This is a genomic window from Flavobacterium sp. TMP13, assembly GCF_050847115.1.
GTDB lineage: Bacteria > Bacteroidota > Bacteroidia > Flavobacteriales > Flavobacteriaceae > Flavobacterium.
This window is the reverse complement of sequence record NZ_CP193656.1, coordinates 959,394-979,113: the sequence shown is the minus strand read 5'-3', so window position 1 is coordinate 979,113 and position 19,720 is coordinate 959,394. Positions and strand designations below refer to the sequence as shown.

At 34.3% G+C, this 19,720-nt stretch carries 19 protein-coding genes; 10 read left to right on the top strand and 9 right to left on the bottom strand.

The window, feature by feature from the left end:
* Positions 1-208: 208 nt before the first annotated feature.
* Both ACRASX_RS04300 and ACRASX_RS04295 read left to right on the top strand, forming a co-directional pair.
* Complete coding sequence (locus ACRASX_RS04300; protein WP_432222531.1) at positions 209-2,125, top strand: tetratricopeptide repeat-containing sensor histidine kinase; 1,917 nt, start codon at positions 209-211, stop codon at positions 2,123-2,125.
* The gene (locus ACRASX_RS04295; protein ID WP_432222530.1) at positions 2,118-2,807 is read left to right on the top strand and encodes a response regulator; all 690 of its coding nucleotides are present in this window, start codon (positions 2,118-2,120) and stop codon (positions 2,805-2,807) included. Before ACRASX_RS04300 ends, ACRASX_RS04295 begins: the two co-directional genes overlap by 8 nt.
* A gap of 35 nt (positions 2,808-2,842) precedes the next feature.
* On the opposite strand, the gene thiL is transcribed toward ACRASX_RS04295, so the two are convergent.
* On the bottom strand, positions 2,843-3,898 hold the full coding sequence (gene thiL, locus ACRASX_RS04290; RefSeq protein ID WP_066311744.1) for a thiamine-phosphate kinase: 1,056 nt from the start codon (positions 3,896-3,898) through the stop codon (positions 2,843-2,845).
* Positions 3,899-4,090: 192 nt separating this feature from the next.
* Between thiL and ACRASX_RS04285 the strand changes: the two genes are divergently transcribed.
* A complete protein-coding gene (locus ACRASX_RS04285) occupies positions 4,091-4,570 on the top strand; it encodes a DinB family protein (RefSeq protein WP_066313425.1) in 480 nt (159 codons plus the stop codon).
* Between the two features lie 44 nt (positions 4,571-4,614).
* On the opposite strand, the gene ACRASX_RS04280 is transcribed toward ACRASX_RS04285, so the two are convergent.
* Both ACRASX_RS04280 and lepA read right to left on the bottom strand, forming a co-directional pair.
* Positions 4,615-5,574: a helix-turn-helix transcriptional regulator gene (locus ACRASX_RS04280; RefSeq protein ID WP_432222529.1), complete on the bottom strand. Its 960-nt coding sequence runs from the start codon at positions 5,572-5,574 to the stop codon at positions 4,615-4,617.
* A 129-nt stretch (positions 5,575-5,703) separates the two neighbouring features.
* Complete coding sequence (gene lepA, locus ACRASX_RS04275) at positions 5,704-7,500, bottom strand: translation elongation factor 4 (RefSeq protein ID WP_066311740.1); 1,797 nt, start codon at positions 7,498-7,500, stop codon at positions 5,704-5,706.
* 197 nt (positions 7,501-7,697) lie between these two features.
* On the opposite strand from lepA, the gene ACRASX_RS04270 reads away from it, so the two are divergent.
* The 3 genes from ACRASX_RS04270 (at position 7,698) to ACRASX_RS04260 (ending at position 10,956) form a co-directional block, all read left to right on the top strand.
* Positions 7,698-8,978 (top strand): putative DNA modification/repair radical SAM protein, encoded by a 1,281-nt coding sequence (locus ACRASX_RS04270; RefSeq protein WP_432222528.1) that lies wholly within the window; start codon positions 7,698-7,700, stop codon positions 8,976-8,978.
* Positions 8,956-9,723 (top strand): TIGR03915 family putative DNA repair protein, encoded by a 768-nt coding sequence (locus ACRASX_RS04265; RefSeq protein WP_432222527.1) that lies wholly within the window; start codon positions 8,956-8,958, stop codon positions 9,721-9,723. Before ACRASX_RS04270 ends, ACRASX_RS04265 begins: the two co-directional genes overlap by 23 nt.
* A 243-nt stretch (positions 9,724-9,966) precedes the next feature.
* Positions 9,967-10,956 carry a Gfo/Idh/MocA family protein gene (locus ACRASX_RS04260; protein WP_432222526.1) on the top strand — a complete coding sequence of 330 codons (990 nt, stop codon included), beginning with the start codon at positions 9,967-9,969 and terminating at the stop codon, positions 10,954-10,956.
* A 78-nt stretch (positions 10,957-11,034) separates the two neighbouring features.
* Here ACRASX_RS04260 and ACRASX_RS04255 read toward each other — a convergent pair whose 3' ends face one another.
* A complete protein-coding gene (locus tag ACRASX_RS04255; RefSeq protein ID WP_432222525.1) occupies positions 11,035-11,571 on the bottom strand; it encodes a CvpA family protein in 537 nt (178 codons plus the stop codon).
* Positions 11,572-11,715: 144 nt separating this feature from the next.
* On the opposite strand from ACRASX_RS04255, the gene ACRASX_RS04250 reads away from it, so the two are divergent.
* The 3 genes from ACRASX_RS04250 to ACRASX_RS04240 all read left to right on the top strand — a co-directional run bounded on the left by ACRASX_RS04250 (position 11,716) and on the right by ACRASX_RS04240 (position 13,702).
* The gene (locus ACRASX_RS04250; RefSeq protein WP_432222524.1) at positions 11,716-12,072 is read left to right on the top strand and encodes a hypothetical protein; all 357 of its coding nucleotides are present in this window, start codon (positions 11,716-11,718) and stop codon (positions 12,070-12,072) included.
* A 125-nt stretch (positions 12,073-12,197) separates the two neighbouring features.
* Positions 12,198-13,217: a phenylalanine--tRNA ligase subunit alpha gene (pheS, locus tag ACRASX_RS04245; protein ID WP_432222523.1), complete on the top strand. Its 1,020-nt coding sequence runs from the start codon at positions 12,198-12,200 to the stop codon at positions 13,215-13,217.
* A gap of 77 nt (positions 13,218-13,294) precedes the next feature.
* Positions 13,295-13,702, top strand: a complete 408-nt coding sequence (locus tag ACRASX_RS04240) for a hypothetical protein (protein ID WP_066311724.1) — start codon at positions 13,295-13,297, stop codon at positions 13,700-13,702.
* Positions 13,703-13,760: 58 nt separating this feature from the next.
* Here ACRASX_RS04240 and ACRASX_RS04235 read toward each other — a convergent pair whose 3' ends face one another.
* From ACRASX_RS04235 to ACRASX_RS04220, 4 genes are all read right to left on the bottom strand, one after another.
* Positions 13,761-14,504, bottom strand: a complete 744-nt coding sequence (locus ACRASX_RS04235; RefSeq protein ID WP_432222522.1) for a COG4705 family protein — start codon at positions 14,502-14,504, stop codon at positions 13,761-13,763.
* A gap of 199 nt (positions 14,505-14,703) precedes the next feature.
* Positions 14,704-15,699: an NAD(P)H-dependent glycerol-3-phosphate dehydrogenase gene (locus tag ACRASX_RS04230; RefSeq protein WP_066311717.1), complete on the bottom strand. Its 996-nt coding sequence runs from the start codon at positions 15,697-15,699 to the stop codon at positions 14,704-14,706.
* A 298-nt stretch (positions 15,700-15,997) separates the two neighbouring features.
* Entirely contained in the window at positions 15,998-17,155 is a 1,158-nt protein-coding gene (locus ACRASX_RS04225; RefSeq protein WP_432222521.1) for an iron-containing alcohol dehydrogenase, read from the bottom strand.
* A 100-nt stretch (positions 17,156-17,255) separates the two neighbouring features.
* Complete coding sequence (locus tag ACRASX_RS04220) at positions 17,256-18,026, bottom strand: type 1 glutamine amidotransferase domain-containing protein (protein WP_432222520.1); 771 nt, start codon at positions 18,024-18,026, stop codon at positions 17,256-17,258.
* 85 nt (positions 18,027-18,111) lie between these two features.
* On the opposite strand from ACRASX_RS04220, the gene ACRASX_RS04215 reads away from it, so the two are divergent.
* Positions 18,112-19,005, top strand: coding sequence for a LysR family transcriptional regulator (locus tag ACRASX_RS04215; RefSeq protein WP_432222519.1), 894 nt, complete (start codon positions 18,112-18,114; stop codon positions 19,003-19,005).
* 2 nt (positions 19,006-19,007) lie between these two features.
* On the opposite strand, the gene nadD is transcribed toward ACRASX_RS04215, so the two are convergent.
* On the bottom strand, positions 19,008-19,589 hold the full coding sequence (gene nadD / locus ACRASX_RS04210) for a nicotinate (nicotinamide) nucleotide adenylyltransferase (protein WP_066311714.1): 582 nt from the start codon (positions 19,587-19,589) through the stop codon (positions 19,008-19,010).
* Positions 19,590-19,720: the final 131 nt, after the last annotated feature.

The window sequence follows — 19,720 nt, the reverse complement described above, 5'->3', positions numbered from 1 at the left end:
GGCTATCAATTTTTTGATAGCCTTTTTTTATGTCTTAGTTTTGCTTGTAGATTTTGTTATACTATTACAATTGAAAAAAACGCACTTCTTTTTTTTATTTTTAGTACTGCTAATAAGCAGCTGTACTAAAAAAAAGACATCGGATCGTAATCTGCAGGTTACTAGCGATAGTGCTTCTATATATCTAGAGCAAGCAAATAATTTCAGTTTGAAGCCAGCAGAGAGAGCTTTATCTAATAGGAAGGCGTTTGAAGTCATTCAAAACCAGTCAAATGATTCTGCAAGCCGAGTAAATCTTTTTAAAGTGGCCAATCGCTATTACAATATGAACCTGCTTAACGATTATAAAGAAACCGTAAATGCGGTTTTAAAAAAATCTGTTGAAAGTAGAGATTCCATATCGCTTTCCAAAGCTTATGATTACTTAGGAGATTATTATCAAAAGGAATCCTTTCCTGATAGTGCTTTCCTTTTTTATAATAAATCGGAAAAAATTTATTCTTTGAAGAACGACTTTGTGAAACTTGCTCAAGTCAGATTAAACAAAGCTTCTCTTCAATTCAGTGCTGGCGATTATTATGGTAGTGAGAAAAATGTTTTTAATGCTTTAAACTCAACTAAGCATATCAAAAATAATGATATAACTTATGATTCTTACAACCTATTAGGTGTTTTATACAATGAGCAAGGCGATTATGATAAAGCATTAGAATTTCATGAAAAAGCGGTTACTAGTATTGATGATAATTACATACCTGTAGAGTTTCAATCAAAAGCTACTTCTTTAAATAATATTGGTGTTGTATATTTAAATAAGCAAGACTATTTAAATGCTGAAAAATCTTTTAAGGAAGGATTACGTCAGCGACTGGTCAACAAGCAAAAACCAATAGTGTATGCCATGTTACTGGATAATTTGGGATATGCTAAATTCAAAATGAAAGATACGAGCGGTTTACCAAAACTATTCTACAAATCATTAAAAATACGAGATAGTTTACAACTAACTGCAGGAATTATTGCTAGTAAACTGCACTTATCTGAATATTATATTGCTAATAATGACAAGGTAAAAGGACTTCAGTACTTAAAAGAAGTCTTGGCGACTGCGAAAAAATCGGGAAACGCTCGTAATGTTCTCGTTGCTCTAAAGCAACTTTCGGTTTTAGAGCCTCAAAAAGCCTCCGTTTACTCAAAAAGCTATATTCGTATCAATGATAGTTTGCAAAAAGCAGAGCGCAAGATGGGAGATAAGTTTACCCGTATAGAATATGAAACAGATCAGGTTATTAATGAAAATCAGGCACTGAGTATGCAAAACCGAACTTTGTTTTATGTGTTTAGTATTTTATGTCTGATTGGATTGTTTTTTTATAGCTACAAATCACAACAAATTAAACACCGCGAGTTGATCTTTAGACAGCAGCAACAAGTGGCAAACGAGGATATTTATAACTTAATGATTCAGCAGCAAAATCAAATTGAAGGCATTAGGATTAATGAAAAAAAACGAGTTGCTCAAGAATTACATGATGGTGTTTTAAGTCGAATGTTCGGATTGCGCATGAGCCTAGATAGCATCAATCAAATAAATGACGACGATGCCTCGAAAAAAAGAACTGTTTACTTGGATGAATTGAAAAATATCGAACAAGACATTCGAGAAATATCACATGATTTGAGCAAAGAAAAGTCAGAATTAATTAATAATTTCGTTACTATTCTTGATAAATTATTAGAAGATCAAAAACGAAATTTTGAAACGTGCTTAACAGTTGCTATTGACAGGGCCATTAAATGGGAAAATATTGAAAATGCGAAAAAAATCAATATTTACAGGATCATTCAAGAAGCTTTGCAAAATTCAAATAAATATGCCAAAGCTCAAAAAATAGATATCGTTCTAAAAAAGCAAAAAAATACACTGGTCTTAACAATAATTGACGACGGAATTGGTTTTAATATTAGACAATCCAAAAAGGGAATTGGTTTGCAAAATATACAGTATAGGATTAAAGAATGTAATGGAAAATTTGAAATTAACTCGGACACAAATGGTACTGTGATCACAATTATTTTCCCGATCAAACCCAATAAACATAATTTAAAAAACTACGATGTCTAATACCAACAAGTCGAAAAAAATTCAGCAAAGCATTTTAATAGTTGACGATCATCCTTTTATAATTGAAGGATACAAAAACGGAATCGCGAGATATAAGTCAGATGAATACGAGTTTTCGATCACTCAAGCTAAAGATTGCGAATCTGCGTATAACATTATCACTGGTTCAACAGTAAATCCTTTTGACATCGCTTTTTTGGATATAAGTATGCCAGCTTACGAAGAAAAAAACATTTTTACCGGAGAAGATTTAGCAAAATTGATAAACGCTAAAATGGGGACTTGCAAAGTCATTTTGTTAACCATGTTTACCGAAATGTTAAAGATAAAAACCATTATAAAGAAGATTAATCCTAGTGGACTAATTATTAAAAATGATTTAACCTTTGATGAGTTGCTGTTCGGTTTTGATAAAGTAATAAACAACGAGAAATATTACAGTAAATCTGTTCTCAAAATGCTGCAACAATCAAAGAATAATGCAATTGAATTGGATCAGTTTGATAGAGAGATTTTATTTCATTTATCTAAAGGCACAGAAGACAAAGAATTCCCAAAATACATTCCGATTACCTTAAGTGCAATTGAACGCAGAAAAGTAGAGTTAAAGAAATTATTTAAGATCAAATCAGGATTAGATTCTGAGCTAATTAAAGAGGCTAAATTAAAAGGATTTATATAAAAAAAGCGACATTTAAATAATGCCGCTTTTTTGTTCTATTCTGTTTCTTCGCTTAAAGCGTTCCAGCCTCTTGCCTTTATAGCAATTTTGGTATCTGCTCGTGTGACTAAATGGATACCTTCGGATTCGTCGCACATGTGACCGATCACAGAGAAGTTCGGATTTCCTTTTATTTTATCAAAATCATTAATGTCAATAGTAAATAAAAGTTCGTAATCTTCACCGCCATTGATAGCCACGGTAGTACTGTCAATATTGAATTCTTCGCAAGCCGAAATAAATTGAGGATCTAAAGGCAATTTATCTTCGTATAAATTACAACCAACTTTGGATTGTTTGCAGAGATGCATGATTTCTGAAGATAATCCGTCAGAAATATCGATCATCGAAGTCGGTTTTATTTCTAGAGCATGAAGCAAGGTGCGAACATCTTTACGAGCTTCTGGTTTCAATTGACGTTCAATTAAATAAGTATATAAATCTAAATCTGGTTGTGAGTTTGGATTTACTTGAAAAACTTGTTTTTCTCTCTCCAAAATTTGCAAGCCCATGTAAGCGGCGCCCAAATCTCCGGTAACTACTAACAAATCTGTTTTTTTTGCTCCATCTCTATAGGCAATTTCAGCTTCATCAGCTTCGCCAAGAGCAGTAATACTTATAATTAAACCAGTTTGTGATGAGGTCGTATCGCCGCCAATAACATCAATATTGTATTCTTTGGCTGCCAACGAGATTCCAACGTATAATTCCTCCAAAGCTTCTAAAGGGAAACGATTAGAAACGGCAACTGAAACCGTGATTTGTGTCGGTTTTGCATTCATTGCGCAAATATCAGAGAGATTTACCACCACTGCTTTATAGCCCAAATGCTTCAACGGCATGTAAGCCAAATCAAAGTGAACACCTTCAATCAGTAAATCCGTCGAAACGACTACTTTCTTATCTTTAAAGTCCAAGATCGCAGCATCATCGCCGATACTTTTCAGTGTAGATTCTTGTTTGATGTCAAAATCTTTAGTCAAATGTTCAATCAAACCAAATTCACCCAATTGTGCAATGCTCGTTCTTTGTGGATTTTTATCTTCTATCATTTTTTATGAATTCCAGTGATTTTTAAGATGCAAAGATACAAAGTTGTGAAGGTTTTCTCTAATTTAAAAAAGTATCCATTTTTGCCCAATTTTTATAGTTCTGTAAATTCTAGAATAATTTTTAATTTTCGCTACTGACAAACTGTTGTCACTCGATGAATCTACCTTTGAAGTACAAAAAAAAATAAAATTATGAAAACAATTGAAGCGCAAATTATTACATCTGAAGATTTATTGAAACACTGGCAAGGACATCGTGCATTAACACGCAAAGTTATTGAACTATTTCCTGAAAAAGATTTCTTTGAATTTTCAATTGCAGGAATGCGTCCTTTTTCCAAAATAATTGATGAACTTTTATCCATTGCTTTTCCTGCACTTAAAGCTATTGTCGAACAAGAAGTAAAGCCTTTTGGCGAAGGCGAAGAAAATTTAATCTCTAAAGCGCAGTATCTTGAAAAATGGGACGAATCGACCTTAAAAATTAATACCTACTGGCATAAATTATCAGCTGACGATTTTAGTAAAACTTTTAATTTGTTTGGACAATATGAATTTCCTGTCATTCAAAATATTCTATATTTTATAGACAATGAAGTCCATCATCGAGGTCAAGGATATGTTTACTTAAGAGCCTTGAATATTGACCCTCCATTTTTCTGGGAAAGATAAAAAAATAAAATGCCTAAGATGATTTTCATTTTAGGTGTTTTGTTTTATAAAAGTTTTTGTTTGTTCCGTTCTAATAATTCTAGCACTCTAGTTTTTAATTTTTCAGGTTCTAGTATTTTTGCATAATCGCCAAACATTAAATACCAACGCGGAAAACCTTCTTCTATTTCACGAGTTATAAAAGTCATTTCTATTTTATCACCTATTTCTTTTTCAGATACAAAACCGTAATATTTTCGTTCGTATGCTAGGTAATGCGCAATTTCTTTTTCTACAAGAATGCGAATTTTGATTGTCGAAATGGTTTTTTCTTTATCTAAATACGTTTCTAAAGAATTATGTTTTATTGTAAATGCCGCTTCTGTTTTTATAATTTTATGAATGCGATCTGCTCGAAATTGTCTGTAATCCTTGCGCAAATGACAATAGCCTACAACATACCAATTGTTATTATCATGAAAAACACCTACAGGTTCAATTTTCCGTTCTGTTATTTCCGCTGAATTAAACGCGTCATAAGAAAGTAAAACTTGTGTTTTTTGGGCAATGCTTTCAAACAGAAGAGCTAAAGTATTTGGAGATTTATCATTAAAAAGCTTTTCCGAAGATTGCATTAAAACATTTGATTCTATACGCTCAACCCAGACTTTATCATCCGTTCGGAGTACTGCTTTAAGCTTGTACATAGCCGATGCGTAATGATTTCCTAGTGTTGTATCAGTGAATTTTTGCATCAATTTCTCCGCAGCAATAAAACTGCTGGCTTCTTCTCGACTAAACATCACTGGCGGTAAGCGGTAACCATCCATTAAAGCATAGCCAACTCCAGCTTCACTGTAGATTGGAACTCCAGAAGCTTCCAAAGTTCGAATGTCGCGATAAATAGTTCGTAAGCTTACTTCAAAACGATTCGCTAATTCTTGCGCTTTTACAATTTTTTTGGACTGTAATTGAATTAAAATAGCAACAATGCGGTCAAATTTATTTAAAGTTTCGTCGGACATTCTATTTCATTTTTATAATTACAAAGCGATCAATTGTTCTTGTGTTAAGTGTTTAAATAAAAAAACCTGACAATTTTACATCATCAGGTTTCTATCTTAATACTTTGTACTTATCTCTTAATACTAAATTTAATCATTCAATTTCAAAACAGCCATAAATGCTTCTTGCGGAATCTCAACGTTTCCAACTAAACGCATTCTCTTTTTACCTTTTTTCTGTTTTTCCAATAATTTACGTTTACGAGAAATATCTCCACCGTAACATTTGGCGGTGACGTCTTTACGCAATGCTTTAATGGTTTCACGCGAAATTACTTTTACACCAATTGCGGCTTGAATTGGAATGTCAAACTGTTGACGTGGAATTAATTCCTTCAACTTTTCACACATTTTTTTACCAATAGTGTAAGCATTGTCAACGTGCATCAAAGATGACAAAGCATCTACAATTGTTGCATTTAATAAAATATCAACTTTTACCAAATTAGACGTTTGCATTCCAATTGGTGTATAATCAAATGAAGCATAACCTTTAGAAACTGTTTTCAATCGATCGTAAAAGTCGAATACAATTTCTGCCAATGGCATATCAAAGTTCAACTCCACACGTTCGGTAGTCAAATAAGTTTGATTCGTGATCACGCCACGTTTTTCAATACACAAACTCATTACGTTACCTACATAATCTGCTTTAGTAATAATGGTTGCTTTTATAAAAGGCTCCTCAACACGTTCTAATTTTGATGGTTCAGGTAAATCAGATGGATTGTTTACAATTAGCGCTGTGGTCGGTTCTCTTTTGGTATAAGCCAAGTAGGAAACGTTAGGCACTGTTGTAATAACGGTCATGTTAAATTCACGCTCTAAACGCTCCTGAATAATCTCCATGTGTAACATTCCTAAAAATCCACAACGGAAACCAAAACCTAGAGCAGCAGAACTTTCAGGTAAAAATACCAACGAAGCATCGTTCAGTTGTAATTTTTCCATTGAATTTCTCAATTCTTCGTAATCTTCAGTATCAACAGGATAAATTCCAGCAAATACCATTGGTTTCACATCTTCGAAACCAGTAATTATATTTTGCGTTGGCGTTTTCGCATCAGTCAACGTATCTCCAACTTTTACTTCTTTTGCTTCTTTAATTCCAGAAATCAAATAACCAACATCACCAGCAGATATTACATTTTTTGGAACTTGATTCAGTTTCAAAGTACCAATTTCGTCGGCATAATATTCATTGCCAGTAGCCATGAATTTAATTTTTTGACCTTTTTTTATTTCTCCATTTTTTACACGGAAAATAACTTCGATTCCACGAAATGGATTGTAGTGAGAGTCAAAAATCAAAGCTTGCAACGGTTCATCTACATTTCCTGTTGGCGGTGGAATTTTTTCTATAATGGCTGCCAAAATATTTTCGACACCCAAACCAGTTTTACCTGATGCATGAATAATATCTTCTAATTTACAGCCTAGCAAATCGATAATGTCATCACTAACTTCTTCAGGATTGGCACTAGGAAGATCGACTTTATTCAAAATTGGAATAATTTCTAAATCATTTTCTAAAGCCAAGTATAAGTTAGAAATAGTTTGTGCCTGAATACTTTGTGCGGCATCTACAATCAATAAAGCGCCTTCGCAAGCAGCAATTGATCGAGAAACTTCGTATGAAAAATCTACGTGACCCGGGGTGTCAATAAGGTTCAAGATGTATTCTTCGCCCTTGTACGTATACTCCATTTGTATGGCGTGACTTTTTATGGTAATGCCACGTTCGCGCTCCAAGTCCATGCTATCAAGCAATTGCGCTTTTTCTTGACGCGCGGTTACAGTCTGTGTAGCGCCCAATAATCGGTCTGCTAGTGTGCTTTTTCCGTGGTCAATATGTGCAATAATGCAAAAGTTACGTATCTTTTTCATGTTCTGTATCTGTAATTTTAAGGATTAAACGCAACTGCATTTAATCGGCAAAGATAATGTAAAGTTTAAACAAATTGTGTATTTGATTTTCATTATATTTTCTCCTTTTTGGCACTGTTAATTAACAAAAATCATGAAATTTTAAAAGCAAAATACACTTAACTTTGTTAACCTCAAACTTTTAAAAAAGAGCCCTATTGAACTACGAAAAATTAAAAGGTAAGTTAGAAATTCTCGCTGATGCCGCAAAATATGATGTGTCTTGCTCTTCTAGTGGCGGCAATCGCAAAAACACCAATAAAGGATTGGGCGATTCATCCGCATCTGGAATTTGTCACACTTATACCGAAGATGGACGGTGTGTCTCCTTGCTGAAAATTTTGCTTACTAATTTTTGTATTTATGATTGTGCCTATTGTGTGACTCGCAAAAGTAATGATATTGAGCGCGCAGCATTTACAGTAGAAGAAGTGGTTGATCTAACGATTAATTTTTACAGAAGAAATTATATTGAAGGTTTATTTTTAAGTTCAGGAATATTTAAAAATGCCGATTATACGATGGAACGCTTGGTTCGTGTGGCAAAAAAGTTACGACTTGAGCATAATTTTAATGGCTATATTCACCTCAAAAGTATTCCGGGTGCCTCAGATGATTTGATGCGAGAAGCTGGTTTGTATGCCGATCGATTGAGCATGAACCTCGAGATTCCGACTGAATCTGGCTTAAAACTTTTGGCGCCAGACAAAGACCATCAGCAAATGATAAAACCGATGGAATTTGTCAAAAATGAATTAATTCAATATAAAGAAGATAAAAAGAAGTTCAGAAACACGCCTAAATTTGCGCCAGCAGGTCAGAGTACTCAAGTAATTGTTGGGGCAACGCAAGAAAATGATTTTCAAATTATTCATGTTGCGGACCATTTCTATAAAAACTTCAACTTAAAACGGGTTTATTATTCGGGTTACGTGCCAGTCTCAAACGATGCAAGATTACCAGCAATTGGTACGCAAGTTCCGCTAGTTCGAGAAAATAGATTGTATCAAGCAGACTGGTTGATGCGTTTTTACGGTTTTAAAGCCAATGAGATATTAGACAAAAGCAATCCTTTTTTAGATTTAGAAGTAGATCCCAAAATGGGTTGGGCGTTGCGTAATATCACGCTTTTTCCGGTAATTATTCAGAACGCAGCTTTGGAAATGATTCTTCGGGTTCCTGGAATCGGAGTAAAATCGGCTTATAAAATTGTTCAGGCCCGAAAATTTCAAAATCTCACTTTAGAACACCTTAAAAAAATTGGAGTTTCTACCAACAGGGCGCGCTATTTTATATCGGTGAGCAATGAAAATACGCACCTTAAATATTTGAATGCTTTGAATTTGAAAGAAATAATTTTGAACGACATGAAGTCAAAATTCGAAAATCCATTCTGTAACCAATTATCATTACTCAATGACGCTACTTTCTTACGATAGTACTTTTGAAGGTTTTCTGACGGCCGTTTTTGAAATTTTTGAATTCAAGTATATCAATCCAAAGATTATAAAAAAGGAAGACCTGCAACAAAACTTGTTCGCAAATCCCATTGAGATTGTCACAGATATTACAAAGTCGGATCGGGTGATTCAGAAACTGAATCTGCAATTGGAAAGAGATGGCGTGCGAAGTTTAATTTATGCTTTTTTATCTGAGAAAGCAGGAGTAGAGGATGTCTTGTTTACCGTTATAAATTATGCTGTTGCTAATAAAAGCCGCAATGTGATGAAAGATTATTCGAACGAAGCGGTATTGCAAATTTCACAATTGACCAAAAGTGTTGGAAGAGAAAAGCATCGTATGGAAGCTTTTGTGCGTTTTGAATTGCTGAAAGACGGCATTTATTTTGCAAAAATTGATCCTGACTTTGATGTGTTAACTTTGATTATGACACATTTTAAAAAGAGATACCAAGACCAGAAATGGTTGATTTATGACCTTCGTCGAAAGTATGGCATTTATTATGATTTAGAAAATGTCGAGATTATCTCATTGGATTTAGACTTGAAGTTAATTGAAAACAAAGACAGTAGTATTTTTTCTGATGCAGAGATTGAATATCAAAAATTATGGTGGGAGTACTTTGACCATACTAATATTAAAGAGCGAAAAAACATGAAGTTACACTTGCAACACGTTCCAAAGCGCTATTGGAAATACCTGACGGAGAAGAAGACTTTTTGAAATTTTCAATAGAAATCAGTGGACTGCACTGAAATAAATAATTTTTTATCGGAAGTTAATTTGTTATATTCGTCCACTTCGCGACAAAAAGTTATGCTGCAAAAAGACTTAGGCATCATTAACTAAAGTTAAAATAAAGAACTTGATGCACGAGTATTGCGATATTTTCACAAACAAATTTTTATAAAGAAGGTATCTTTGAAATTCCGAAGCAAGTATAAAAAAGATTAAAAATAGAAGATAATGCCAGATTATAAAGCAAAGACAATTCGTTGGGGAATTATTGGCTGTGGAGCGGTAACTGAAAAAAAGAGCGGTCCCGCGTATCAAAAAACGGAAGGTTTTGAAATTGTTGCAGTAATGCGGAGAGATGCCGAAAAAGCTGCAGATTATGCCAAAAGACACGGAATTAAAAAATACTATTCGGACGCCGATGATCTGATCAACGATCCAGAAGTGGATGCCGTTTATATTGCAACACCGCCCGATTCTCATAGATATTACGCTTTAAAAGTAGCTGAAGCAGGAAAACCATGCTGCATCGAAAAACCTTTAGCACCCAATCATGCTGATTGCTTAGCAATTACATCAGCTTTTGAAATTAAAAATATTGCACTTTATACCGCCTATTACCGTCGATCCTTGCCTCGATTTTTACAAGTGAAACAATGGTTGGATGATCAAAAAATAGGAGAACTGCGCCACATCAGTTGGCATTTGAGTAAGCCAGCAAACAATATCGATGTGTCCAAAAACTACAATTGGAGAACCGATGCGCCTGTTGCAGCTGGTGGTTATTTTGATGATTTGGCCAGTCATGGATTGGACTTATTTGCTTTTCTATTAGGAGATTTTAAAGAAGTGCAAGGAATAAGCACCAATCAGCAAGAATTATATACTGCCAAAGATGCTATTACCGCGAGTTGGTTGCACAAATCGGGCGTTACAGGTTCTGGAAGTTGGAATTTTGGAACTGCTTTTCGAGAAGACTTTGTTACCATCTACGGCAGCAAAGGAAAAATTTCTTTTTCGGTTTTTGAAGAACAACCCATTACGTTGCTAACGACAGAAAAAGAAATGAGTTTGAATATGAGAAATCCCGAAAACGTGCAGTTTTTTCACGTTCAAGCCATGAGAGATGATTTATTAGAAAAAAGGAAACATCCTTGCAAAGGTAATTCAGGAGCGCACGCGAGCTGGGCGATGGATAAAATTTTAGGTAAAATAAAGTAGTAGATATTGCAAATAGTACCGATTTTAAAAATGGGTCTTTTATGAAAGAAGGTTTTGCTTTCTTGTTTTATAAAGTAATCAAATCGATTTTTCATTTCGTACGTCTGTATTTTTTTCTTCTTTCAGCTTTTCATAAAATTTATCAATAGAAGGATATACAAAGCCAGAAACTTTTTGAATCGGACGATAAAAGAGCGAAGCATCCAAGGTTTCTTCCTTGGCAATGGCATTGTCAAAATTTACTTTTTCGAAAAGTGTAAAAACGACACTCAAAATTAAAATCATTTTCAGTAGTCTAAATACGCCACCGCCCAGTTTATTAATCCAACCTAAATAAGCAAAATCGGCCAGCTTGGTAAATATTTTAGCCAAAAGCATAATGCCAATAACCACTGCGAGAAAGGTAAGTACAAAAGCAATAATCTGAATGGTATTGGGATTCCACGAAACCTGTTTGCTAATAAGGTCTTTCAAAAAAGATGAAAATTTTATGGCGAAATAAATTCCAGCCAAAAGAGAAATTAGAGAAGCCAATTCTACAAAAAGACCGTTTCGGATTCCTTTATACAATCCGTAAACCAACAGTACACCCAAAATCATATCGAAAGTCGTCAATAGAAATCTTTTTTTAATTCAAAAACAAAGATAAAAGAATTATCAAGGATTCATTCTAATTTTCAAGGTCGTATCTTTGCAAAGATAAAGAACCACGATTTTGAACGTTTGCTTTATACCTCATAATTTACAATTACAATAAAAATGTCAAGAGATACACAATTAAAAGAGCGCTGGGAAAAGCTCGTCGATATACTTTCCAATCAATTTTCGCAAGGTGAAGATTTAGATTTGGATGCAATTATTTATTTAGTCGGAGTTCAAGAATTAGGTAAATTGCATAGAGAATTCAAGAAAGATGAAAAACTAAACTTAATGCACATTGCCATTTGCCGTTTATTAGAGCCGTATGGTTTTTATGAATTTGACTTCTTTGATGATGAAGGTTGGCCGCATTATACAGTGAAGGAAGAATTACCGCCATTAAAAGCTGGAGAGCAATCGGTTTTGATGAAAGAAGCAATCGTAAATTATTTTTTAGAAAGAAAAGTTATTGAATAGTTTGCTGTTTTTTGAATTTCAATACAGCACTTAGTATGATTGTTAAAGTTTATGGAGTATTTACCAATAACTTTTCAGTAGTCAGCAAAAAAAATTAAATTTGTAATCTCAATTACGGAATGACAATGATAGACAAGATTAAAGATTATATCGGCGAAGCAGACGCTTTTACGACAGAGAATAAAGAAGAATTAGAAGCTTTTCGCATCAAATTCTTAAGTAAAAAAGGAATTTTAAATGAATTTTTTGCTGAGTTTAAAAGCGTTCCTAACGATCAGAAAAAAGAATTTGGTCAAGTAATTAATGCTTTAAAAACGGCTGCCGAAGATAAAGTAAAAGGAATTGTTGAACTGTTGGAAAGCAGAGAAGAGTCCAAAGGTGTTTTTGGCGACCTAACGCGTTCAGCAGAACCAGTAATCATTGGCTCTCGTCATCCGATTTCGATTGTTAAAAATCAAATTATAGATATTTTTGCCAATATTGGTTTCAATGTTTCTGAAGGACCAGAAATTGAAGACGATTGGCATAATTTTACCGCATTGAACTTGCCAGAATACCATCCGGCACGTGACATGCAGGATACTTTTTTCATTCAAACCAATCCCGATGTACTCTTGCGCACGCATACTTCATCGGTTCAAGTGCGATATATGGAAAATAATAAACCACCCATACGTACTATTTCGCCAGGTCGCGTGTTTCGTAATGAAGCAATTTCGTCTCGTTCACACTGTATTTTCCATCAAGTGGAAGGCTTGTACATTGACAAAGACGTATCGTTTGCAGATTTAAAACAAACGTTACTTTATTTTACGAAAGAGATGTTTGGGAAATCAAAGATTCGTTTGCGCCCTTCGTATTTTCCATTTACAGAACCAAGTGCCGAAATTGATATCTATTGGGGATTGAAAACAGAAACGGATTACCGAATTACCAAAGGAACCGGTTGGTTAGAAATTGGTGGTTGCGGTATGGTAGATCCAAACGTTCTTAAAAATTGCGATATTAATCCAGACGAATATAATGGTTTCGCCTTTGGAGTTGGAGTAGAGCGTATCGCCATGTTGCTGTATCAAATTGGCGATATTCGTATGTTTTACGAAAATGACGTTCGTTTCTTAGAGCAGTTTAAAGCAAGTATTTAAAAATATAATTATAGCTAAATAGTGATTAGTGGATACTTTTTCTGCTAAACACTATTTTTTTTAGCATCCATTACCATATGAAAAAAGACATTGTTATACCCGAAGTAGAAAACGTATTCATTGCGACTGTTCAAGAATGGAGCGACGATTTTATGGAAAAAGTTTGGTTTGCTTATTTAGTAAACGATAGTGATTTTCAGATCGATGGTGTCATGGTAGTTTCAAAAGCATTTGGAACTTTGGATGGAGAAATGAAAAAAACTTCTCTTTTGCGCCATGCATTTGCAGAAATTCCGGCAGTTTCTGTAGTGAAAATTGAGATGATTGAGAAAAGTGTCTTGCAATTAAACAATGAGTTTATGGTCACTTTTTTTATCGGAAACACACTTTACGATAAAAAATTTATTTTTAAGGCGAACTCCATTTCTGAAGGTAATATGGAAGAAGTTCCTATTCTTTTTGTAGACGGAGTGATTGTAAGGTAATATAATACTGTTGCGTAAATTATATGAGGCATTTTCTAAATTGAGAAACTGCCTTTTTTTATTTTCGTATCTTTTTTAATTGCCAGTGCGAAAACAATATCAAGCACGCCATCAGAAATAGAGCGGTGAGCGAAGCGTTTAGTGTTCCTAAGTTTAGTCCTCCTTTTGCAATTGGTTTGGTTAAAAAGTCTCCAAAAGTAGCTCCGAATGGTCTTGTAAAAATAAAGGCAATCCAGAAAAGTAGTATCTCGTTTATCTTTGTGCAATAATGCAGAAGAAGAACGAACACAATAATACTTGCGGTTACAAGAGCACCGGTTAAATAGGAGAATCCAAGCACATCGCTTAAAAAATCGCCAAAAGCAGTTCCTAAACTATTCGAAAATAAAATAGCAATCCAATAATATAATTCTTTGGTGGTGTCAAAAATGGGATAAACTGCTAATAAGCTGTACTTTTTAAACCAAAGAAACAGAACCAATACTAAACTCATTAATAAAAAACAACTACCTACAGCATAACCCAATTGCAGACTTCGATCTAGAAAATCAGATATTTCGGTGCCGAGAGTGGTTGTCGCAATAATAACCAACCAGTAAGAAGTAGGGATGAATTTTTTTGCTCGAAGTTGATTGGCAAGCACCAAAGTAAAAAACAGAAAAGTAATTAAGATGCCAACAAAATAACCAAGATTTAAAGTCATCGAGAGATAATCTCCCAATGTTTCTCCCAGGGTTGTTGCCACGATTTTCATTATCCAGAACAACATTGTGATTTTGGTAACTTTATTTAAATTTTCCATAATTTTTAAATAAGAAAGGTACTTAGTTTTGTGCCTTAGTCATCTAAAGATTAGATTAAGATTTGAGTTAGATAAAACCAAATATCGCTTAAAAATTATAATTTTTATAAAGAACAGATGAATCAATAGGTTGACAGAAAATAAAAAAGCCGCATTCTTGGTCAAGAAGCGGCTTTATAATACTTGTCATGCTATTTTGTTAATCCAAGAAATCAGTTAATTTTTTGAATACTTTTTTAGGATCTTTTCCTTCATACAAAACGGCATAAACAGCGTCTATAATTGGCGTTTCCGCTCCATAACCTTTGTTGAGGTTATAGGCGCTTTTAGTAGCGTAGTATCCTTCAGAAACCATGCTCATTTCCATCATTGCACTTTTTACTGTGTAGCCCTTTCCAATCATATTTCCGAAAGTTCTGTTTCTAGAGAATATAGAGTAACCCGTAACTAATAAATCGCCCAAATAAGCAGAGTCGTTAATGTTTCGTTTCATCTTATGCACTTTTTTGATAAACTGCTTCATCTCACGAATGGCATTACTCATCAAAACCGATTGAAAATTATCGCCATAACCTAAACCGTGCGCAATTCCTGCGGCAACTGCGTAAATGTTTTTAAGCATGGCAGCATATTCAGTACCAATAATATCGTCTGTAATTTTTGTTTTAATGTAATTTCCAGAAAGCCTTTCCGCTACATTTTTCGCCTTTTCTTCGTCGCCACATGCAATTGTTAAATACGATAAACGTTCCAAGGCTACTTCTTCTGCGTGACAAGGTCCTGTAATGACACCAATGTTATAATATGGGATATTGTATTTTACATGAAAATGCTCGCCGACAATTAAGCTAGTTTCAGGAACAATTCCTTTAATGGCCGAAAAAATAATTTTATTCTCCAAAGACACTTCTAACTTTTCTAGTTCTCCGTTTAAGAAAGCCGAGGGAATTGCAAAAATTATGTAATCTGCATAAGCGACTGCTTCATTAATATTGTTTGTCAATTTAAGCTTAGCAGGATCAAACTCTACTGAACTCAAATAATTTGGATTGTGTTTGTGGGTTTTTAAATGCTCGATTGCGGCATCATTACGCATGTACCACGCGATTTCAGAAAGATTAACGCATAGCATTTTCGCAATAGCTGTTGCCCAACTTCCACCACCAATTACCGCAAATTTTAAATTTTCGCTCATTTATTTTATTAATTTGAAGCAAAAGTACTTAATAAAGTACTAATCATGCAAAAAAAGAGTGTAAAGAAATTTGTAAAAGAGGACTATTTGCAAGGTTTTAGGAAAATTTTTGATAAAAACGAGATTTTTTTAACTTTTCACACAATAAAAAAACAATGAGCACGTTGTAACTTATTACAAATGAATTTCTTAAATGAATAAAATCCGAATTGAGTTAGTTAGTTTTGTTTTAGTAACTTGAAAAGGCGTTCCCAACTTAATGTGAACGCCCTTTCTGTTTTTATAAGAGATAAGATTTTTAATAACTCATTTCAACAATTTTTTTCACTTTATCCAAAGTAACCAACTGTTTTTCGCCTAAACCAATCCAACCTCTTTCTTCAAATCGCTTTACAATAAAATCGGCACTAGAGTCGTATTTGTCAGTGTAATCAGAAAGTTTTGTTTCCATTCCCATTTGGTGTAAAAATGAAACAGTTGCTTCAATAGCTGCATTTGCAATTTCGTCTTCAGATCCTGATAATCCAAAAATACGTTTTCCGTATTGCGCTAATTTCCCTTTTTTTGTTTCAAACATAACGCGGTATAAGTTTGGTGCAATTACTGCCAACGTTCGTGCATGATCAATGCCGTACAGCGCAGTCAGTTCATGTCCGATCATGTGCGTTGCCCAGTCTGAAGGGACACCTTTCTGAATCAAACCATTTAAGGCCATCGTGCAACTCCACATAAAGTTAGAAGCCAACTTATAATCGGCAGGATTTTCAACTACTCCTGGTCCAACTTCAATTAATGTTTGCAATATTCCTTCGGCAATTCGGTCTTGCAACATTCCGTCGTGCGGATAAGTTAAGTACTGCTCTAAAACATGGGTATAAGCATCGACCACACCATTTTGCAATTGTCTTTTAGGTAAAGATGTAATTACGGTTGGATCGCAAATAGAAAATTTTGGAAATAATGCAGAACCTCCGAAAGCTAATTTTTCTTGTGTAGACTCAATGGTAACAACTGCCCCAGAGTTCATCTCACTTCCTGTAGCAGGTAAAGTTAAAATCGAACCAAACGGAACAGCATTTTCTTTAATTAACAGTCGTTTTTGTAAAATATCCATCGGATTGCCTTCAAAATCAGCAGCTGCCGAAATGAACTTTACACCGTCAATTACAGAACCACCACCAACAGCTAATATAAAATCTATTTTTTCAGCTTTAATTACTGCAACGGCCTTCATTAAAGTTTCAAAATGTGGATTTGGTTCAATACCGCCAAATTCTATAATTTCAAAGCCTTCTAGGTTTTTAATTACTTGCTCGTGAATACCGTTTTTAAAGATGCTTCCACCTCCATAAGCCAATAAAATTTTTGCGTTTTTAGGAACTAAAGATCCTAATTTTTCTATTTGTCCTTTTCCGAAAACTAAGTTAGTCGGATTGTATAATTCGAAGTTTAACATACTATTTTGTTTAAAAGTTATGAAGGTTCTAAGAGCTATAATTTCTAGTAAAATAATTTACTTAAAATCGGAACAACTTAGAACCTTTATGTCTTAGAATCTATTTTTTAGCGCTCAATTGCGCCATTAATTTTTCAGCAACTAGTTTGGAAGACGCTGGATTTTGACCGGTTATCAATAGGCCGTCTTCTACAGCATACACGCTCCAGTCTTCTCCTTTTGAGTATTCTCCGCCGTTTTGTTTCAAGACATCTTCCAACAAAAACGGAACCACATTGGTTAAACCAACTGCTTCTTCTTCAGTATTTGAAAATCCAGTTACTTTCTTTCCTTTAACTAAATAGTCGCCGTTCACTTTTACATTTTTCAATGCTGCTGGTGCGTGGCACACAAAACTTACTGGTTTATTATGCATATAAAAAGATTCAATCAATGCAATCGAATTTTTATCTGTAGCCAAATCCCACATTGGTCCGTGTCCGCCTGGATAAAATACTGCATCATAATCCTTTTGATCGATGTCGCTTAATTTGTGCGTGTTTTTTATTTTATTTTGTACCGCAGTGTCGGCATCATATCTTTTAGTGTCGTCGGTAGCGGCACTTTTATCATCACTTTTGGGATCAATTGGTGGTTGTCCGCCTAAGGGACTTGCAACGGTTACTTCATATCCCTTATCTGTTAAAGCGTAATAGGGTGCAGCAAATTCTTCAATCCAAAATCCTGTTTTTTCTCCCGTGTCTCCTAATTTTTCGTGGCTCGTAAGCACAAATAATACTTTTTTCATCTGTTTAGTATGTTTTTTTTGAGCATTTGCAGCAAAGCTTAGCGCTGTAAAAGCAATTAATAATACAAGTTTTGTGTGTTTCATTTTATATATGTTGATACAAAAATACGCTTATTATGATATTAGTAAAAATAAATTAAATTATGTTTGTGATAAATATATTTATATCATGGTAAATCTAGAGTGGTACAGAACATTTAAATCTGTTTATAAAAACGGTAATTTCTCATTGGCTGCCAAAGAGCTTTTTATCAGTCAGCCAGCAGTGAGCCAACAAATTGTAATGCTAGAGGCGCATGTAGGTTATAAATTATTTAATCGTAAATCGAAAGGAGTAGAGGCAACGGAATATGCTAAGTTACTGAATAACTTGATTATAGATGCGCTTGACCGACTAGAAAATGTAGAGCAAGGTTTTCGCGCGAAGGCTTCGGATGCCAATCGCTTGATTTCAGTTGGTATTTCCGAACATTTATTTTCTAGTTTAGGTAGTGCTCTCATTGCTGAATTTGATTTTATCGATTTTACTTTTCAGGAAAATGATGCACTGTTTGAATTGGTCAACGCAAAAAAATTAGACTTTGCTATTGTAACCAAGCGATTCGATACATTTGACACCAACATAAAGAAGGTGGGTTCTATAAAGTTGATCATGGTAGCTTCTCCTAATTTAGAAATTAGTGGTATTATAAATCACATTGAGCGAATGGATTTGTTTACAATCGAAGGACATTTAAATCAGTACAAATGGTTCAGTCATGATGCGCGAATTCCGCATATTAAATTATTTTGGCTACATGTCTTTAATAAAAAAAGACCTTCGATGAGCCTTAATTATATTATTCCAAATGAATATGAAATGTTATCGGCAGTTGCAGAAAACAATGGCGTGGCTGTAACCTATAACTGCAATGCAAAAGAAATGATCGAAAGTAATAAAGTGCAATTGCTTTGGGATGCGGCAACAATGCCAGCAGAAGAAGTGTTTTTAATTTCGAGAAAAAATGAAGCACTGCAGCCTATTTTTGAAAATATTGCAAATAAGCTGCAAACGATATTGTGAGATTATTTCTTGTAGAATAAATTATGATCGATGTAATTCCATACTTTTTCAGACAGCAAGGGCTGAATGTTTTTACCGATTTTTATATTATTTCGAATAAAAGTAGATGAAATTTCAACTACGGGCGCATCGATCATATGAACATTATGATGTTCTTTAAGAGCAATATTCTCCGTTTCTGTCGAAATACGAGGATATACGTAAATTGAATTGTTTTCTAAAATAACCTCGTAGTTTTTCCACTTTGGTAGTGTACGTAAATTATCTTCACCCATAATCAATGAGAATTCATGTTGTGGAAATTTCTCTCCGAAGTGAACCAAGGTATTTACGGTGTAATTGGGTTGAGGTAATTTAAACTCAAAATCGGACGGTTTAATTTTAGGATAGTTCTCCGTTGCTAGATGAACCATTTCTAAACGATGGTAGTCGTCAAGCAAGGTGTTTTTCTTCTTTAGTGGATTGTGTGGCGTTACAACCATCCAAACTTCATCTAAGTCAGAATACTCCGCGACATGATTGGCAATAATTAAATGTCCTACGTGTATGGGGTTAAAGGTGCCGAAGTAGAGTCCTATTTTCATTTCGTTTCGCAGAGGTTCACAAAATTTTCAGAGAGATTCACAAATTTTTTTGAATGTTTGCTTCTCTTTTGCTTATTTGATTTTCTTTCAAAAAGGCTAAAAAAGGATTTTGCAGAACTTTTCAGTTGATG

Bases quoted from the DNA above. Each gene is read 5' to 3' on its own strand.
- ACRASX_RS04295 (WP_432222530.1), top strand. From the start codon at position 2,118: ATGTCTAATACCAACAAGTCGAAAAAAATTCAGCAAAGCATTTTAATA.
- thiL (WP_066311744.1), bottom strand. From the start codon at position 3,898: ATGATAGAAGATAAAAATCCACAAAGAACGAGCATTGCACAATTGGGT.
- ACRASX_RS04285 (WP_066313425.1), top strand. From the start codon at position 4,091: ATGAAAACAATTGAAGCGCAAATTATTACATCTGAAGATTTATTGAAA.
- ACRASX_RS04280 (WP_432222529.1), bottom strand. From the start codon at position 5,574: ATGTCCGACGAAACTTTAAATAAATTTGACCGCATTGTTGCTATTTTA.
- lepA (WP_066311740.1), bottom strand. From the start codon at position 7,500: ATGAAAAAGATACGTAACTTTTGCATTATTGCACATATTGACCACGGA.
- ACRASX_RS04265 (WP_432222527.1), top strand. From the start codon at position 8,956: ATGACGCTACTTTCTTACGATAGTACTTTTGAAGGTTTTCTGACGGCC.
- ACRASX_RS04260 (WP_432222526.1), top strand. From the start codon at position 9,967: ATGCCAGATTATAAAGCAAAGACAATTCGTTGGGGAATTATTGGCTGT.
- ACRASX_RS04250 (WP_432222524.1), top strand. From the start codon at position 11,716: ATGTCAAGAGATACACAATTAAAAGAGCGCTGGGAAAAGCTCGTCGAT.
- pheS (WP_432222523.1), top strand. From the start codon at position 12,198: ATGATAGACAAGATTAAAGATTATATCGGCGAAGCAGACGCTTTTACG.
- ACRASX_RS04240 (WP_066311724.1), top strand. From the start codon at position 13,295: ATGAAAAAAGACATTGTTATACCCGAAGTAGAAAACGTATTCATTGCG.
- ACRASX_RS04235 (WP_432222522.1), bottom strand. From the start codon at position 14,504: ATGGAAAATTTAAATAAAGTTACCAAAATCACAATGTTGTTCTGGATA.
- ACRASX_RS04230 (WP_066311717.1), bottom strand. From the start codon at position 15,699: ATGAGCGAAAATTTAAAATTTGCGGTAATTGGTGGTGGAAGTTGGGCA.
- ACRASX_RS04225 (WP_432222521.1), bottom strand. From the start codon at position 17,155: ATGTTAAACTTCGAATTATACAATCCGACTAACTTAGTTTTCGGAAAA.
- ACRASX_RS04220 (WP_432222520.1), bottom strand. From the start codon at position 18,026: ATGAAACACACAAAACTTGTATTATTAATTGCTTTTACAGCGCTAAGC.
- ACRASX_RS04215 (WP_432222519.1), top strand. From the start codon at position 18,112: ATGGTAAATCTAGAGTGGTACAGAACATTTAAATCTGTTTATAAAAAC.
- nadD (WP_066311714.1), bottom strand. From the start codon at position 19,589: ATGAAAATAGGACTCTACTTCGGCACCTTTAACCCCATACACGTAGGA.